General features: G+C 72.2%; 16 protein-coding genes. 13 read left to right on the top strand and 3 right to left on the bottom strand.

Going from position 1 to position 15,226, the window contains the following annotated elements; all coding sequences use genetic code 11:
• Nucleotides 1–59 precede the first annotated feature (59 nt).
• The 7 genes from folP (at nt 60) to JMF97_RS21180 (ending at nt 4,740) form a co-directional block, all read left to right on the top strand.
• Nucleotides 60–962 (top strand): dihydropteroate synthase, encoded by a 903-nt coding sequence (folP, locus tag JMF97_RS21210; RefSeq protein WP_203223117.1) that lies wholly within the window; start codon nt 60–62, stop codon nt 960–962.
• Nucleotides 959–1,318, top strand: coding sequence for a dihydroneopterin aldolase (gene folB, locus JMF97_RS21205; RefSeq protein WP_043725941.1), 360 nt, complete (start codon nt 959–961; stop codon nt 1,316–1,318). Before folP ends, folB begins: the two co-directional genes overlap by 4 nt.
• Nucleotides 1,315–1,842: a 2-amino-4-hydroxy-6-hydroxymethyldihydropteridine diphosphokinase gene (gene folK / locus JMF97_RS21200; protein WP_203223116.1), complete on the top strand. Its 528-nt coding sequence runs from the start codon at nt 1,315–1,317 to the stop codon at nt 1,840–1,842. The genes folB and folK overlap by 4 nt, the downstream gene beginning before the upstream one ends.
• Nucleotides 1,843–1,948: 106 nt before the next feature.
• A complete protein-coding gene (locus tag JMF97_RS21195) occupies nt 1,949–2,434 on the top strand; it encodes a DUF3180 domain-containing protein (protein WP_373306879.1) in 486 nt (161 codons plus the stop codon).
• A gap of 131 nt (nt 2,435–2,565) precedes the next feature.
• Complete coding sequence (locus JMF97_RS21190) at nt 2,566–3,786, top strand: ABC transporter permease (protein WP_238359854.1); 1,221 nt, start codon at nt 2,566–2,568, stop codon at nt 3,784–3,786.
• Nucleotides 3,787–3,845: 59 nt separating this feature from the next.
• Nucleotides 3,846–4,151 (top strand): hypothetical protein, encoded by a 306-nt coding sequence (locus JMF97_RS21185; RefSeq protein WP_203223113.1) that lies wholly within the window; start codon nt 3,846–3,848, stop codon nt 4,149–4,151.
• A 97-nt stretch (nt 4,152–4,248) separates the two neighbouring features.
• Complete coding sequence (locus JMF97_RS21180; protein WP_203223112.1) at nt 4,249–4,740, top strand: hypothetical protein; 492 nt, start codon at nt 4,249–4,251, stop codon at nt 4,738–4,740.
• 53 nt (nt 4,741–4,793) lie between these two features.
• Here JMF97_RS21180 and JMF97_RS21175 read toward each other — a convergent pair whose 3' ends face one another.
• Nucleotides 4,794–5,789, bottom strand: coding sequence for an ABC transporter ATP-binding protein (locus tag JMF97_RS21175; protein ID WP_203223111.1), 996 nt, complete (start codon nt 5,787–5,789; stop codon nt 4,794–4,796).
• A gap of 2 nt (nt 5,790–5,791) precedes the next feature.
• Here JMF97_RS21175 and JMF97_RS21170 point away from each other — a divergent pair, with 2 nt between their 5' ends.
• From JMF97_RS21170 to JMF97_RS21155, 4 genes are all read left to right on the top strand, one after another.
• Nucleotides 5,792–6,478: an ABC transporter permease gene (locus tag JMF97_RS21170; RefSeq protein ID WP_013736268.1), complete on the top strand. Its 687-nt coding sequence runs from the start codon at nt 5,792–5,794 to the stop codon at nt 6,476–6,478.
• A gap of 37 nt (nt 6,479–6,515) precedes the next feature.
• A complete protein-coding gene (locus tag JMF97_RS21165) occupies nt 6,516–7,238 on the top strand; it encodes an ABC transporter permease (protein WP_203223110.1) in 723 nt (240 codons plus the stop codon).
• A 332-nt stretch (nt 7,239–7,570) separates the two neighbouring features.
• Nucleotides 7,571–8,572, top strand: coding sequence for a glycine betaine ABC transporter substrate-binding protein (locus tag JMF97_RS21160; RefSeq protein ID WP_203223109.1), 1,002 nt, complete (start codon nt 7,571–7,573; stop codon nt 8,570–8,572).
• Nucleotides 8,573–8,718: 146 nt separating this feature from the next.
• A complete protein-coding gene (locus JMF97_RS21155) occupies nt 8,719–10,617 on the top strand; it encodes a hypothetical protein (RefSeq protein ID WP_203223108.1) in 1,899 nt (632 codons plus the stop codon).
• Between the two features lie 25 nt (nt 10,618–10,642).
• Here the strand turns inward: JMF97_RS21155 and JMF97_RS21150 are convergent, their stop codons facing one another.
• On the bottom strand, nt 10,643–11,824 hold the full coding sequence (locus JMF97_RS21150) for an NADH-quinone oxidoreductase subunit D (RefSeq protein WP_203223107.1): 1,182 nt from the start codon (nt 11,822–11,824) through the stop codon (nt 10,643–10,645).
• Nucleotides 11,825–11,842: 18 nt separating this feature from the next.
• A complete protein-coding gene (locus tag JMF97_RS21145; RefSeq protein WP_238359764.1) occupies nt 11,843–13,243 on the bottom strand; it encodes an SAM-dependent methyltransferase in 1,401 nt (466 codons plus the stop codon).
• 138 nt (nt 13,244–13,381) lie between these two features.
• Between JMF97_RS21145 and JMF97_RS21140 the strand changes: the two genes are divergently transcribed.
• A complete protein-coding gene (locus tag JMF97_RS21140; protein ID WP_203223106.1) occupies nt 13,382–14,338 on the top strand; it encodes a Rossmann-like and DUF2520 domain-containing protein in 957 nt (318 codons plus the stop codon).
• Between the two features lie 26 nt (nt 14,339–14,364).
• Nucleotides 14,365–15,213: a pantoate--beta-alanine ligase gene (gene panC / locus JMF97_RS21135; protein ID WP_203223105.1), complete on the top strand. Its 849-nt coding sequence runs from the start codon at nt 14,365–14,367 to the stop codon at nt 15,211–15,213.
• Nucleotides 15,214–15,226: the final 13 nt, after the last annotated feature.

The following is a 15,226-nucleotide window of genomic DNA, read 5'->3' as shown; positions in this document are numbered from 1 at the left end:
ATGTCAGCGCCCTGACCCGGGTCGATCACGGCGGTCTCGACGACCGGTACCGTCTAGTCGTGACCGATCTGGTGCGGGCCCCGGCCCCGGTGGTGATGGGCGTCCTGAACGTCACGCCCGATTCGTTCTCCGACGGCGGACGCTACGCCGACGTCGGGGCCGCTGTCGCACACGGCGTCCGGCTGCGTGACGAGGGTGCGGGGTTGGTGGATGTCGGTGGCGAGTCGACCCGGCCCGGCGCCGAGCGCGTCGACCCCGAGACCGAGGTGGCCCGCGTGGTGCCGGTCATCCGGGAGTTGGCCGGTGCCGGCGTGCCGGTCAGCATCGACACCACCCGTGCCCAGGTCGCCGCGGCGGCCCTCGCGGCCGGTGCGGTGGTGGTCAACGACGTCTCCGGTGGGCTCGCCGATCCCGACATGGCCCGGGTCGTCGCCGACGCCGGCTGCCCGTGGGTGCTGATGCACTGGCGAGGCCACTCCCGGCGGATGACCGAACTGGCCGCGTACGACGACGTGGTCGCCGACGTACGCGCCGAACTCGGCCAGCGGGTGGAGGCCGCGCTCGCCGCCGGGGTGGCCGCCGATCGCATCGTGATCGATCCGGGGCTCGGGTTCGCCAAGACGGCCGCCCACAACTGGCAGCTCAGCGCCCGGCTGCCCGAGCTGCTGGAACTCGGCTATCCGCTGCTGTTCGGCGCGAGCCGCAAGTCGTACCTCGGTCTGCTGCTGGCCGGACCCGACGGCGTGCCCAGGCCCACCGGCGGTCGCGGGTCGGCCACCGTCGCCACCAGCCTGCTGGCGGTCGCCGCCGGCGCCTGGGGGGTACGCGTGCACGATGTACGCGCCACTGTGGACGCCCTGGCCGTCTGGCAGGCGACCGGTCGTCCACGGTTGGCCCCGGCAGCCGGCACCGCGCTGGCGGGCGCGGGTTCCACCGGCGATCCGCAGGGGGTATGGCGATGACGGACCGGATCGAGCTGACCGGGCTGCGGGCCCACGGCCGGCACGGGGTGTACGACTTCGAACGCGTCGCCGGGCAGGAGTTCGTGGTCGACGCGGTCCTGGAACTGGATCTCGCGCCGGCCGCCCGCTCCGACGAGGTGAGCGACACCGTGCACTACGGCGAACTCGCCGAGCGGCTGGTCGCGGTGATCACCGGGGAACCGGTCAACCTGATCGAGACCCTCGCCGACCGGTTGATCACGATCTGCCTGGCCGACCCGCGGGTCAACGCCGCGACGATCACCGTGCGCAAACCCGAGGCGCCGATCCCGCACGCCTTCACCGACGTCGCCGTCACGATGCGTCGGGCCCGATGAGCCGGGCCGTCCTCTCCCTGGGCAGCAACCTCGGGGACCGCATGGCGCACCTGCGTACCGCCGTGACGGTGCTCGGTGAGCACGTGCTGATGGCGTCCGGGGTGTACGAGACCCCGCCGTGGGGCGACACCGACCAGCCGGCGTACCTGAACGCCGTGCTGCTGGTGGCCGACCCGGAGGCCGGCCCGTACGACTGGTTGACCCGGGCGCGGGCCGCCGAGCAGGCGGCCGAGCGGGTACGCGACCCGAACCGTCGGTTCGGTCCCCGCACGCTCGACGTCGACGTGATCGCGGTCTGGACCGACGACGGCGAGCCGGTGTTGAGTGCCGATCCGGAGCTGACCCTGCCGCACCCCCGGGCGCATCTGCGTGCCTTCGTGCTGCGGCCGTGGATCGACATTCAGCCGTACGGTGAGCTGCCCGGACACGGCTGGTTGACCGATCTGCTGACCTCCGGGCCGGCGGCGGCCGAGGTCGCGGAACTGCGTCCCCGACCGGATCTGGCGTTAGAGTCGACCACATGAGCGAGCGGCAGCGAGCGAGTGATCAACGCGGTGCCGTGGCGCGTCGTGACGGCACGCCGCGCAGGCGGCCGGCATGACCCAGACCCCACCGCCCGACGGGTCGCGGATGCGCCCCACGCGCATCTCCACCCTGGTGGTCGCTGCCCTGGCCGCTGCGGCCGTCGCCTGGCTGCTGATCAGCAGCATCTACTACGACCGGCTGCCGCCGCTGCCGTGGCTGCCGGTGGTCACCCTGGCCGGGCTGGCCGTGCTGGAGGCGTACGCCGCGATCAACACCCGGGGGCGGATCGAGCGGCGACCGGGCCGCGAGCCGGTCAACCCGCTGATGGTTGCCCGGTTCGTCGTCCTCGCCAAGGCCTCCGCCCTGGTGGGGGCGATCTTCGCCGGCTTCTACGCCGGGTTGGCCGGCTGGTTGCTGGTCCAGTCGACGCGGGCCGCGGAGCAGGATCGGCCGGCCGGCATCGCCGGGCTGGTGGCCTCGGCTGCTCTGGTGGCGGCGGCGCTCTGGCTGGAGCGGTCCTGCCGGGTTCCGGAACGGCCGGACGACGACCATGAGCCCGACGATTGGGAGTCGCAGCCGGGTCGCCGCTAGACCTACCTTCCGCACAGGGGTTACGTCCGGCTGCGCTCGCGGGTACGGTGCCTGCGACCGCAGGGCAAGCGGTCACCACCAATATGCCCTTTCGTCGAAGCAGTCCGGGCGGCCGCTGGAAGGCAGGCATGATGGCGTACGACGAACCAGGCCGCAGTGGGCAGGCAGAGTCGACTCCGGTCGGATCCACCGTCGGCACGGACACCGTCGCCGACGACCGTCAGAACGGTGAGTCGGGCGGTGACCGCTTCGGGGTCTACGTGCTCTGGGAGACGCTCCTGCTGCTCGGCTTCGCTGCGCTGGTCTACCTGCTCTGGCTGGAGAACCCGACCGCACTGCGCGGCAGCGGGCTGCGTGCCCTCATCGTCGACGTGGTCGCCCTCGGTCTGCTGGCGTTGGCCGCCGGGCTGACCCTGCGTACCGCGGCGGTGAACCTCGCGATCGGGCCGGTGGCGGTCGCGGCCGGGTTGAATTTCGCCGAGCAGAGCGACCGGGGCCTGCTCATCGCCGTGGGCACCCCCGCCGCGGTGGCCGCGGTCGGTGGCCTGGTGCTGGGGCTGGTGGTCGTGCTGCTGCACGTCCCCGGCTGGGCCGCGAGCCTGGGTGCGGCGGCCGCTGTCGTCGTCTACATCGAGCAGCGTGCCGCTCCGGTGCTGGTGCAGGGGGACTACGACCCGCGCGGTATCGCCGGGCAGCTCTTCGTGGGTTTCGCCGCGCTCACCGTGATCGGCGGGCTGTTCGGCGCGATCGGACCGATCCGCCGGCTGGTGGGCCGGTTCCGTCCGGTCGCGGACCCGGCGCGACGGCGGGGGGTGGCGGCCGCCGTCGTCACCACCGGCGGGTACGTCTGCTCCACCGTGCTGGCGATGCTCGCGGGCGCCCTGCTCGCGTCGAAGGACGACGCGGTCACGCCGGGGGACGGGCTGGACTGGACCGTGCTGGCCGTCGGTGCGGTGCTGCTGGCCGGCACCAGCGCGTTCGGTCTGCGGGGTGGCGTGTTCGGCACGCTGCTGACGGTCGGCGCGGTCGGCCTGTTCCTCGCCTACGCGCAGGCACGCGGCTGGACGGTGAGCCGGTGGGTCGTCGGCGGGGCGGCGCTGGCGGCCGGACTGGCGGTGACCCGGCTGGTCGAGCGGTACGGCCGTCCGGTCGTCGGACCGCCCCGCCCGGTGTCTCCGCCGGCGGCCGGGGAGTCCACGGGAGGTGCCGGTGGCTGGGCGATGTCTCAGCCGGAGCCGGTCGGCGACTGGCCGCCCGTCCTGCCGGCACAGTCGACGGGCGATCCGACCGATCCGTGGGGTCCACGCCGCTGGGAGACCAACTCGCCGATCTGGCAGGCCGACGACCGGTGAACGATGTTCTCGCGCGTCGTCGGCGAGCCGGATGTGATCTCGGCAGTTAGGCTCGGCACATGACCGACACATCATCGAGCTCCGGCGGCCGGTCGTTCGAGGAGTTGGACGCGCTCGGCACCGAGGAACTGCGTGAGCAGGCGTTCGCGGTGGCTCGGGAGCGCCGGGACGTGAAGTTCTTCTGGTCGGTGCTCCGGCACCTGCCGAACGCCGACGAGGCTGCCGCGCTCGACGGCGCCCCGAACTCGGTGGGGCCGACGGTTGACGAGGCGGTGGCGCTGTGGCGGGAGATGACCGGTCACGGCTACGAGGAGTCCGCCCCGTTGCTGCGCGCCGCCTTCATCGACTACCTGATGAAGCACTGACCGGGGCTGCTGACCGCGACATCCGCTCGTCCCGGCATACCGTCACAAAACGCGCCCTCGCGTTTGTTCATGTCGATCCGCTGGGAACTAGCGGGCCATGGCTCTCACCAACCGATACAAGTCCGCACCCGGGGCCGGCACCCTCGCCGCGCTCCTGCTGGTCCTGGTCTTCGGCAGCCCCTGGTACGCCGACTGGGCCAGAGACAACACCGATCCCGACAGCGCCGGCGGGTGGTTCCTCAGACTGCTCGCCTGGCCCGCCTGGCGGTTCGACTCATCCGACTCCATTCAGGAGATCATCGCGGCGGACCTGAAGGCGATCCTCCTGGTCGTCCTGACCTTCGTCTTCCTCTACCTGCTTCCGGGCTCCCAGCTGGCCCGCGCCCGGGGCACGCTCAGCCAGTTCTTCGCCGGCTGGGCCGCGTACGTCTTCGCAGCGGCCCTGGCGGCCCTGCTCACCGCATTGATCCGGACCAACCCGTCGCTGCTCGGCGCGTTGCAGGCCGCCGGCGACGGTGCGGAGTACGGGCTGTTCACCGGCTGGATCATCGGCATCGCCACGCTGGGCGGTTGGCGGGGACGTCGTTGACGCCGTGGCCGGCCCCGTGACCTGGTCAGGTGGCCGGCCCGGTGCCAGTCACATCAGCCGGTCGGCTCTGCGAGCGCCAGGACACGTTCCCGGCTGAGCAGACCGACCGGCTGGCCCTGCTCGGTCACCACGGCCTGTCCACCGGCCGAGGTGAGCAGCACGGCCAGCGCGTCGTACGCCGAGCCGCCCAGGGCCACCGCCGGCAGGTCCGCCACACCGTCGCTGGGCAGCGGCGCGAGCACCTCCCGGGTGACCGGGGTGACCACCAGCCGGCGGATGCCCCGATCGGCGCCGACGAACTCGCGGACGAACGGGGTGGCGGGCGCACCGAGCAGCGTCGCCGGGGTGTCGTACTGCTCCAGCCGACCCCCCTCGGAGAGCACCGCGATCCGGTCACCGAGCCGGACAGCCTCGTCCAGGTCGTGGGTCACCAGGACGATGGTCTTGCGCACCTCGGCCTGCAGGCGCAGGAACTCCTCCTGCAACCGGGTACGCACGATCGGGTCGACGGCGGAGAACGGCTCGTCCATCAGCAGGACCACCGGGTCGGCGGCGAGCGCCCGAGCCACGCCCACCCGCTGTCGCTGACCACCGGAGAGTTCGTGCGGGTAGCGCCGGTCGAACTGCGTCGGGTCCAGCCCGACCAGCTCCAGCAACTCGTCGACCCGCCGTCGGGCGCGGTCCTTGGACCAGCCGAGCAACCGGGGCACGGTGGCCACGTTCGCCGCCACCGTCTGGTGGGGGAAGAGCCCGACGTTCTGGATCACGTAACCGATCTGTCGGCGTAGCCGCACCGGATCGGTCCGGGTGACGTCGGCGTCGCCGAGCAGGATCCGCCCGCTGGTCGGCTCGATCAGCCGGTTGATCATCCGCAGCACTGTCGACTTGCCGCAACCCGACGGCCCGATCAGGACCACCAGTTCACCCGCGTCGACGTGCAGACTGAGGTCGCGGACCGCCTCGGTGCCGTCCGGATAACGCTTACCGATGCCGTCGAGAGTGATCGACGCCGCGCGCTGGCCGTCGTCGGCGACCGGGGTACCGTCCACGTATGTCCTTCCGCCTGAGCTACCGGGCCGACCCGGGTAACCCGTGGTTCTCCTGGCAGTACGTGCGGGACAACTCTGACACGGTGCTGGCCGCCCTGCGGGACCACACCACCCTCACCCTGCGCGCGGTGCTGATCGCCACGCTGATCGCCGTCCCGCTGGCCGTGGTGGCGTACTGGTTCCGACCGCTCACCGGGCCGATTGTCGCACTCACCGGGGTGCTCTACACCGTCCCGTCGTTGGCCCTGTTCGCGTTCGTCGCGCCCTATCTGGGCATCGGCGTCGCGACGGTGCTCAGCGTGGTGGTGCTGTACGCGCTGCTGGTGATCGTCCGCAACACCGTGGCCGGGCTCAACCAGGTGCCGGCGGAGGTGCGGGAGGCCGCCGAGGGCATGGGGTACGGCCGTTGGGGTCGCCTGCTGCGGGTCGAACTGCCGCTGGCCCTGCCCGGCATCCTCACCGGCCTGCGGCTGGCCACGGTCTCCACGGTCGCCCTGATCACCGTGGGCGTGGTGATCGGGCGGGGCGGGCTCGGGCAGATCATCTTCGCCGGGTTCAACAACAACTTCTACAAGGCCCAGATCATGACCGGGACGCTGCTCTGCGTACTGCTGGCTCTGGTGCTCGATCTGCTCCTGGTGGGCGTCGGCCGGCTGCTCACTCCGTGGCTGCGCGGGCGGGTCGGATGAGGGGCCACCGGGCCGGCGGGCGTGACCGGAGGTGCCGATGAATCCCGTACAGCAGGCGGTGGTCTGGCTCAACGACCCGCTGAACTGGACGAACTCGGGTGGCATCCTGGACCGGCTCGGCGAGCACGTCACCATCTCGGCCGCTGCGGTGCTGCTGGGCTGCCTGGTGGCCTGGCCGCTGGGGCTGTGGCTGGGCCATGCCGGCCGGGGCGGCGGGCTGGTCGTGCTCGTCTCCAACGTGACGCTGGCGGTGCCGACCCTTGCCCTGCTCACCATCCTTCCGTTGACCTTCCTCGGCTTCGGTCGACCGGCCGTGGTCGTCGCCCTGGCGGTGTTCGCGGTGCCGCCGCTGCTGGCCAACGCCTACACCGGCGTACGGCAGGTCGATCCGCAGACCCGGGAGGCGGCCCGGGGCATGGGGATGACCGGGCCGCAGGTGCTGCGCCAGGTGGAGTTGCCGCTGGCGATCCCGTACCTGGCGGCCGGGTTCCGGACCGCCGCGGTCCAGGTGGTCGCCACGGCCGCCCTGGCGACCTTCGTCAACGGTGGGGGCCTTGGCGAGATCATCCGGCTCGGATTCGGTCTGAGCATCGCGGTGGGCGGCGGCCAGATCCTCGCCGGTGGCCTGCTGGTCGCCGGGCTCGCGATCAGCGCGGAGCTGATCTTCGGACTCGTCGAGCGGCTGGTCACCCCACGTCCGCTGCGCCGCGCCCGGCGCCGTGCCGCACGTCGCGCCGCCGACGCGGTCACCGGCGGCTGACCTGATCTCCGCACTGCGGCCTGATCTCCGACTGGCCGACGCTGGCGGTCTGGGGCCCAATTGCGGCGGAATGGTGGTTACCGGGGTGCGTGGTAACCACCATTCCGCCGTAACGGTGTCGATCAGGGACGGGACGCCGGGCGTAGCCGAGGGATGGTGACGTTCCGGTGACGAACGTGGCGCAGAAGTTGTCGGTGGCGCTCGGCAGGATGTTGGGTGGATCAGCGGGCGGCCGGAAGGCGGGATCGGCGGGATGACCCGCCACCAGATCGCCGCCCGTCGGACACGCGGCCGGCCCGAACGGGCCGCGCCGGGACACGGAAGGCGGGTCCATGCGCGCAGGTAGAAGACTGTCCATCGCCGTTGTCGGCGCCGTCGCGGCGGCAGGCGTGCTGGCGGGCTGCGGCGAGGCAGGTTCGTCCGGCACCGAGGCGCCACAGCAGTCCGCCTCGGGCGAAGGCTGCGCCCCGGTCGCCGGGGAGCAGTTGATCGCGCTGACGGACGACAAAGCCCTGCAGAACGCTGACAACATCATCCCGGCGATCAACACCAAGGTCGCCGCCCCGCAGCTCGTCGCGGCGCTCGACAAGGTCTCGGCGGTGCTCGACACCCCGAAGCTGGTGCAGCTCAACAAGGCGGTCGACGTGGACCGCAAGAGCGCGCAGGCGGCGGCGCAGGAGTTCAGTGCCGCCAACGGGCTCGCCGACGGGGTGGAGAAGGGCCCGGGCGGGAAGATCACGGTCGGCGCGGGCAATTTCACCGAAAGCGAGATCATCGCCGAGCTTTACAAGATCCAGCTGACTGCGGCCGGTTACCAGGTGACCGTCCAGCAGATCGGCAACCGGGAGCTGTACGAGCCGGCTCTGGAGAAGGGTGAGATCCAGGTCGTCCCGGAGTACGCGGCGACGATGGCCGAGTTCCTCAAGGGCAAGACCGGCGGGGGCAGTGACCCCGTCTCCTCGCCCGACGTGGAGAAGACCGTCACCGCCCTGCGCGGTCTCGGCGAGCAGGTGGGGCTCAGCTTCGGCCAGCCGGCACCGGCACAGAACCAGAACGCCTTCGCGGTGACCAAGGAGTTCGCCGAGAAGTACGGCGTACGGACGCTGTCCGAGCTGGCCGCAAAGTGCTCGGGTACCGCCACGGTGCTGGGTGGCCCGCCGGAGTGCCAGGAGCGGCCGTTCTGCAAGCCGGGCCTGGAGCAGACCTACGGGCTCTCGGTCGGCTCGTTCTCCTCGCTGGACCAGGGTGGTCCGCTGACCAAGACCGGGTTGCGTAACGGCACCATCAGCGTCGGCCTGGTCTTCTCCACCGACGCGGCGTACGCCACGAGCTGAACCGACACCGCCCCCGGCCGGACTGGTCGGGGGCGGCCCGTCGTTGCTGCTCACGGGTCGATCAGCGACCGGCGTCGAACTTCGGCAGCGATCCCTGCCACTGGCCCCGTTCCCAGCCAACGCAACTCTCGGTAGGCTCCGGACCCATGCCCGCAACGGTGCCCACCGATCCGCGCAGCAAGCAGTTGCTCACCGCCCTCTTCTGGGGTGGAGTGGCGTTGGCCCCGGTCGCGGCGCTGATTCTGCTGGTCGCCGACGGGAACGGTCCACTGCGGTTCGCCGCGCTGTTGGCCATCCTGGCGGTGGTGCTGATCGGGCTCTCCATCACGCTGCGCAGCGACAACGGTCACGAGCAATACACCGAGGAACTGCGCGAGGAGCTCGACGAACTGCGGCGGGAACTGCGTAGCGAGATCGTGGCGGCCGCGCAGCGGGGCAATCAGGCGCTGGATGAGCTCCAACGGGTCCAGCAGACGCTGGCCGGGTTGCGTCGCACTGCGGACGCCGCCGGTTCCGCAGCCGTCGATGCTGCGCCCGCCGGTGCTGCGCCCGCCGGTGCTGCGCCCGCCGGTGCGGAACCGGCCGGTGCGGAACCGGCCGGCGGAGGCCGCGCCCGGGTCGCGGCACCGGAACCCCCACCGCCCGCCCCCTTCACGGACCGGCCCACATCGACCCCCTTCGGGGAGCGGCCCACGTCGATCCCTTTCGGAGACCGGCCTGAACCGGCACCTTTCGGGGACCGGCCTGCGCCACCTTCCTTCGGGGAACGGCCCGCGCCAGCACCCTTCGGGGACCGGCCTGCGCCGGCTGGTGTGGGGGAGCGGCAGACCCGCCCCGGCGGGGTCTACGGCTCGGCCCAGCCGGCAGGTCAGGGCGTCGTCCGCCACACCGAAACGGTGCACGTCACCACCCGGCACACCATTGTGGACGGCGGCGGGATGGGTGAGGTGCCCCGCTATGGCGGCTACGCCGCCCCATGGTCGGCGGGGGAGCGGCCACGCGGCGGGCCCGGCGTGGACCCTGCCGAACGACACTGGCCCGACGGCGACGAGCGCTCTCGTCGCGACGACGACCGAGCCTGGTCGGGACCGGCGCGGGACGAGCATGCCGCCTGGTCGGAGCCCCGGGACGAGCGTCCCTGGTCCGGTCCTCGTGACGACCGATTCGCACCACCTGACGACCGCTCCACCTACCGCGACGACCGGTCCACGTACCGCGACGACCGCTCCGCACACCAGGACGGCTCCGCTTACCAGGACCGCCCCGCCTATCAGGACCGCTCTGCGTATCAGGACGGCCCTGCACGCCACGACGACTCTGCGTATCAGGACGGCTCCGCACGGCAGGACCGCTCTGCACACCAGGGCGGATCCGCCTTCCAGGACGGCTCCGGGTACCGGGACGAGCGGGACTGGGCAGCCCCGCGCGACGAGCGGGGCTGGGGTGAGGGTGGGCAGCAGTGGGCGGCTGCCGCCGAGGTGGCACCTGGACCGTCGCGTCCGGACGACACCGGCGAGTACTGGGCGCAGTTACGTGCCGGGGACCGCTGGGCCGCCGTACGCGACGACGATCGGGGGCGCGAACTGCGGGTCGGTGAACGCCACGCCGAGGTGAACGCGGACCACACCGGCACCGAGTACCGGATGGCGGACCGCTGGGCCAGCGTGCGCCACGGCGAACCACGTCGTGCCGCCGACGGCGACGAGGGATGGCGGGACGGCCGGGGCGAACCGGAGCGGCGGCCCGGCCTGCCCGCCGGCGGCGTACCGGTCCCGGACGAGTGGCGTCCTCCACGACAACGCGGACACCAGCCCGAGCCGCCTCGGGCGCACCAGCCGGAGCCGGTACGCGGATACCAGCCCGAACCAGCACGCGGATACCAGCCCGAACCAGCACGCGGATACCAGCCCGAACCAGCACGCGGATACCAGCCGGAACCGGAGCGTGGCTACCAGGCGGAGCCGGAGCCGTACGGCCGGCGGCACGGGGCCGAGGACACCGGCTACGGGCAGCCGGTCCAGGACCCGAACAATCGCTGGCGCTGATCGGATCTCCGCGCCACCGGCCGGATCACTTGTCGATGTCGCCGACCACGAAGAACATCGAGCCGAGGATGGCGATCAGGTCCGGCACCAGGCAGCCGGGCAGCAGAGTGGCCAGCGCCTGCACGTTCGCGTACGACGCGGTGCGCAGCTTCAGTCGCCACGGCGTCTTCTCGCCCCGGGACACGAGGTAGTAACCGTTGATGCCGAGCGGGTTCTCGGTCCAGGCGTAGGTGTGGCCCTCGGGGGCCTTCAGCACCTTCGGCAGCCGGGTGTTGATCGGCCCGGTCAGCCGGTCGACCCGGTCCAGACACTGCTCGGCGAGTTCCAGTGAGGCGTACACCTGGTCGAGCAGCACCTCGAAGCGGGCGTGGCAGTCACCGGTGGTGCGGGTGACCACCGGCACGTCGAGCTGGTCGTAGGCCAGGTACGGCTCGTCGCGGCGCAGGTCCAGGTCCAGCCCGGAGGCGCGGGCGACCGGGCCGGAGGCACCGAAGGCGGCGGCGTCGGCCGCGGAGAGCACCCCGATGCCGACCGTACGGGCCAGGAAGATCTCGTTGCGCCGGATCAGGTTGTCCAGGTCGGGCATCCGGCGGCGGACCTCACCGATGGCGGCCCGGGCCCGACCGGTCCACCCGGACGGGACCTCCTCCTTCAGCCCACCGACCCGGTTGAACATGTAGTGGATGCGCCCGCCGGAGACCTCCTCCATCACCGCCTGGAGCGTCTCCCGTTCCCGGAAGGCGTAGAACATCGGCGTGATCGCGCCGATCTCCAGCGGGTACGAGCCGAGGAACATCAGGTGGTTGAGCACCCGGTTCAGCTCGGCCAGCGCCATCCGCAGCCAGGTGGCCCGCTCCGGCACCTCCATGCCCATCAGCCGTTCCACGGCCAGCACCACGCCCAGCTCGTTGGCGAACGCCGAGAGCCAGTCGTGCCGGTTGGCCAGCACGATGATCTGCCGGTAGTCGCGTACCTCGAACAGCTTCTCCGCGCCCCGGTGCATGTACCCGACGATCGGCTCGGCGGCGACCACCCGCTCGCCGTCCAGGGTCAGCTTCAGCCGCAGCACACCGTGCGTGGATGGGTGCTGCGGTCCGATGTTGAGCACCATGTCCGTGCCGAGTTGCTCGCCGCCGGTGCCCGCCACCAGCCCGGCGCCGGTACCGACGGTCAGCTCACGCAGGTCGCCCGTGGTCATGCCCGCCATCGTGCCATGACCGGCCGGTCACGACGGCGCAGCGGTGTCGATCGGTCCGGCACACCCCACCGGTAGCCGGTCCGCGGACAGGCCGACGGGCTGCCACAACCACAAGTGTCCGCCGAGCCCGGCCGCATCGGTCAGTTCGGCCGCCGCCGATGCCGCGGCCAACGCCCGCACATACCCGGCCGGGTCACTGACAGCCAGGCTCAGCGGCGGTCGCCCTCCGTCGGCCCCGAGCGCCCGCAGCCCGTCCCGCTGCGACCCCAGGAGGTACGCACACCGGGCGACCCGCTCACCGGCGGCGGCGACCGAGTCCATGGCCACGTGCGCGGTGACGTCACACGACCCGTCCGGCACCGGCGGCACCTGCCTCCCCGCCCGGTACCCGGTCAACGTCCCGTCGACCGGCCGCTCCGCGCGCAGGTGCCCGTAGTCCACCGCCAACGCCAGCCCTCGTTCGACGTGGCCGACCGCGTCCGCCCAGGCTTCGTCCCTGGTCCTGCCGATCTCCACTCGTGCGTGGTCCGTGGGGGTTTCCGGGCAGCCCGACCGGCTCCGGGCGGTCAGGCTTGATCCCTGCGCCGGTCGGGCTGCCCGGAAACCCGACCCGGTCGAGCTGCCAGGGTCTGGTGCGGTCGCCGGTGGGAAGGCAACGTCCGTCGCAGCGTTCGCCGACTGCTGACCGGTCGACCCTGGCCGGGTGGTCGCCGCGAGCCGGGTGGTCGCTGAGATGGGCCACCAGGTCGAGAGCCAGTCGAGGTCTGCTCGGCCGACTGGTTCTCCGATCGTCTCCTCGCCCGAGGTGGGGTCGACGAGAAGGTAGTGCCAGCCGTGCTGGGTGTGCACGGCGAGATCCAGGGGGACGTTGTCGAGCCACTCGGTGGCCAGCAGCAAGCCGGTGACGCCGGCGGGAATCCGGTCGGTCCAGGCGATCTGTTCGGGCAGGTCGTCGGGGCGCGGGGCCACTTCGACGGCGGTGAACCGTACCCGCTCGGCCAACGGCACCGGCGCGCCCGCGGCGAGATCCGAGGCGCAGCTTTCGTCGCCGTACCCCGTCGTGATTGTCAATGGGTTGACGGGTGAGGGTCGGACGGTGGCCGTGGTGGTCGGGGTTTCCGGGGAGCCCGCCCGCGCAGGGATCAAGCCTGACCGCCCGGAGCGGGTGGGCTCCCCGGAAACCCCCACCCCGACGGACAGCGACCGAAGCAACTCACCCCGCCCGGCCCCAACATCCACCACGTCGAAGACGGAAGGAAACCCGAGCACCTCGTCAAGGTGGTGGATCAACCGGAGCAGCGCACCCGAAAAGACCGGGGAGGCGTGCACGCTGGTGCGGAAGTGCGCCGCCGGCCCCGCACCGGAGACGAAGAACCCGTCGGCACCGTAGAGCGCCCGCTCCATGGCCTGATGCCAGCGCATTGCCATCAGCTCACCCCCCGCTTTCAGCGCTTCCACCGCACCGACGCAACGGCGGTGAACGATTTCACACATCCTTGTTTCGGATCCCCGTCGGCGACGCATACTTGCCTCGACCGGTACCCATCTCGAGGACTGGATCGTGACATGAGCGCACCGCTGCGCACGCGCCCGGCCGCCCGTCGACGGCCCGCGACCGTGCCATTCGCCGCCATTCCCGCCGTGCTCACCGTCGGCATCGTCGGCGCTGGACGCGTCGGCACCACGCTGGGGGCCGCGCTCGCCGCCGTGGGCCACCGGGTGGTCGCCACCACCGGCAGTTCCGGGGCCTCGCAGGCGCGGGTGGCGCTGCTGCTGCCCACCGTCTCGCGCCGCCCGGCCGCCGAGGTCGCCCGGGCGGCCACCGATCTGCTGCTGATCGCGGTACCCGATGACGCCCTGGCCGGGGTGGTCGCCGGGCTTGCCGCCGAGGGGGCGTTGCGCCCCGGCCAGGTGGTCGCGCACACGTCGGGGGCGCACGGCCTCGCGGTGCTGGCCCCGGCCGTCGCGGCCGGCGCCCGCCCGCTGGCGCTGCACCCGGCGATGACGTTCACCGGTACGCCCGACGACCTCAGCCGGCTGTCCGGCATCTCGTACGGGGTGACCGCGCCGGCCGAACTGCGCCCGTTGGCCGCCCGGCTGGTGGCGGATCTCGGCGGGGTGCCCGAGTGGATCGGGGAGGCCGACCGGCCGCTCTACCACGCGGCGCTGGCGCACGGCGCGAACCACCTGGTGACGCTGGTCAACGAGGCGGCCGACCGGCTGCGCGACGCCGGTGTGGCGCAGCCCGAGAAGGTGCTCGCCCCGCTGCTGCGGGCCGCGCTGGAGAACGCGCTGCGCCTCGGCGACGACGCGTTGACCGGCCCGGTGGCCCGGGGTGACGCGGGTACGGTCGCCCGGCACCTGACGCAGTTGACGGCCACCGCACCCGAATCGGTCCCCGCCTACCTGGCGTTGGCCCGGCGTACCGCCGACCGGGCGATGGCCGCCGGTCGACTGCGGCCGGTGGATGCCGAGCCGCTGCTCGGGGTACTCGACCGGGACCAGAGCGGGGTGGCGGCGTGAGCGGATTGGTGGACCAGATGGATCGCGTGACGAGGCTCGTGCACACCCGTGCCGAGTTGGCCGAGGCCCGGTCCGCCCTCACCGGAACGGTGGGGGTGGTGATGACCATGGGTGCCCTGCACGAGGGGCACGAGTCGTTGTTGCGGGCGGCCCGGGAGCGCGCCGATCACGTGATCGTGACGATCTTCGTGAACCCGCTCCAGTTCGGCCCGACCGAGGACTTCGACCGCTACCCCCGGACCCTCGACGCTGATCTCGAGGTGTGCCGACGAGCCGGTGCCGACCTGGTCTTCGCCCCGGCGGTGGCGGACATGTATCCCGGCGGCGCACCGCAGGTACGGCTCAACCCGGGTCCGCTCGGCGAGGACCTGGAAGGGCTGAGCCGCCCCGGCTTCTTCCACGGTGTGCTCACCGTGGTGCTGAAGCTGCTCCAGCTCACCCGCCCCGACCTGACGTTCTTCGGCGAGAAGGACTACCAGCAGCTGACCCTGGTCCGGCGGATGTGTCGGGACCTGGACGTGCCGGTCGAGGTGGTCGGCGTACCCACCGTCCGGGAGTCGGACGGGTTGGCGCTGTCCAGCCGTAACCGCTACCTCTCCGGCGAGGAGCGGCAGGTGGCGCTCAGCCTGTCGCGGGCGCTGCGGGCCGGTGCCGAGGCCGCCGAGGCGGGCCGTGACGCCGGGGCGGTGCTGAGCGCCGCGCACGCCGCCTTCGGCGCCGGCGAACCCGGTGCCCGCCTCGACTACCTGGTCCTCACCGACCCCGACCTGGAACCGGGGCCGGTGCAGGGGCCGGCCCGGCTGCTCGTCGCCGCCTGGGTGGGCCAGACCCGGCTGATCGACAATGCGCCCGTCCTGCTGCACCCGGCGTCCTGACCAGACACATCAG

The organism is Micromonospora fiedleri (genome assembly GCF_016774385.1).
GTDB lineage: Bacteria > Actinomycetota > Actinomycetes > Mycobacteriales > Micromonosporaceae > Micromonospora > Micromonospora gifhornensis.
This window is presented reverse-complemented; position numbering and strand designations above follow the sequence as displayed.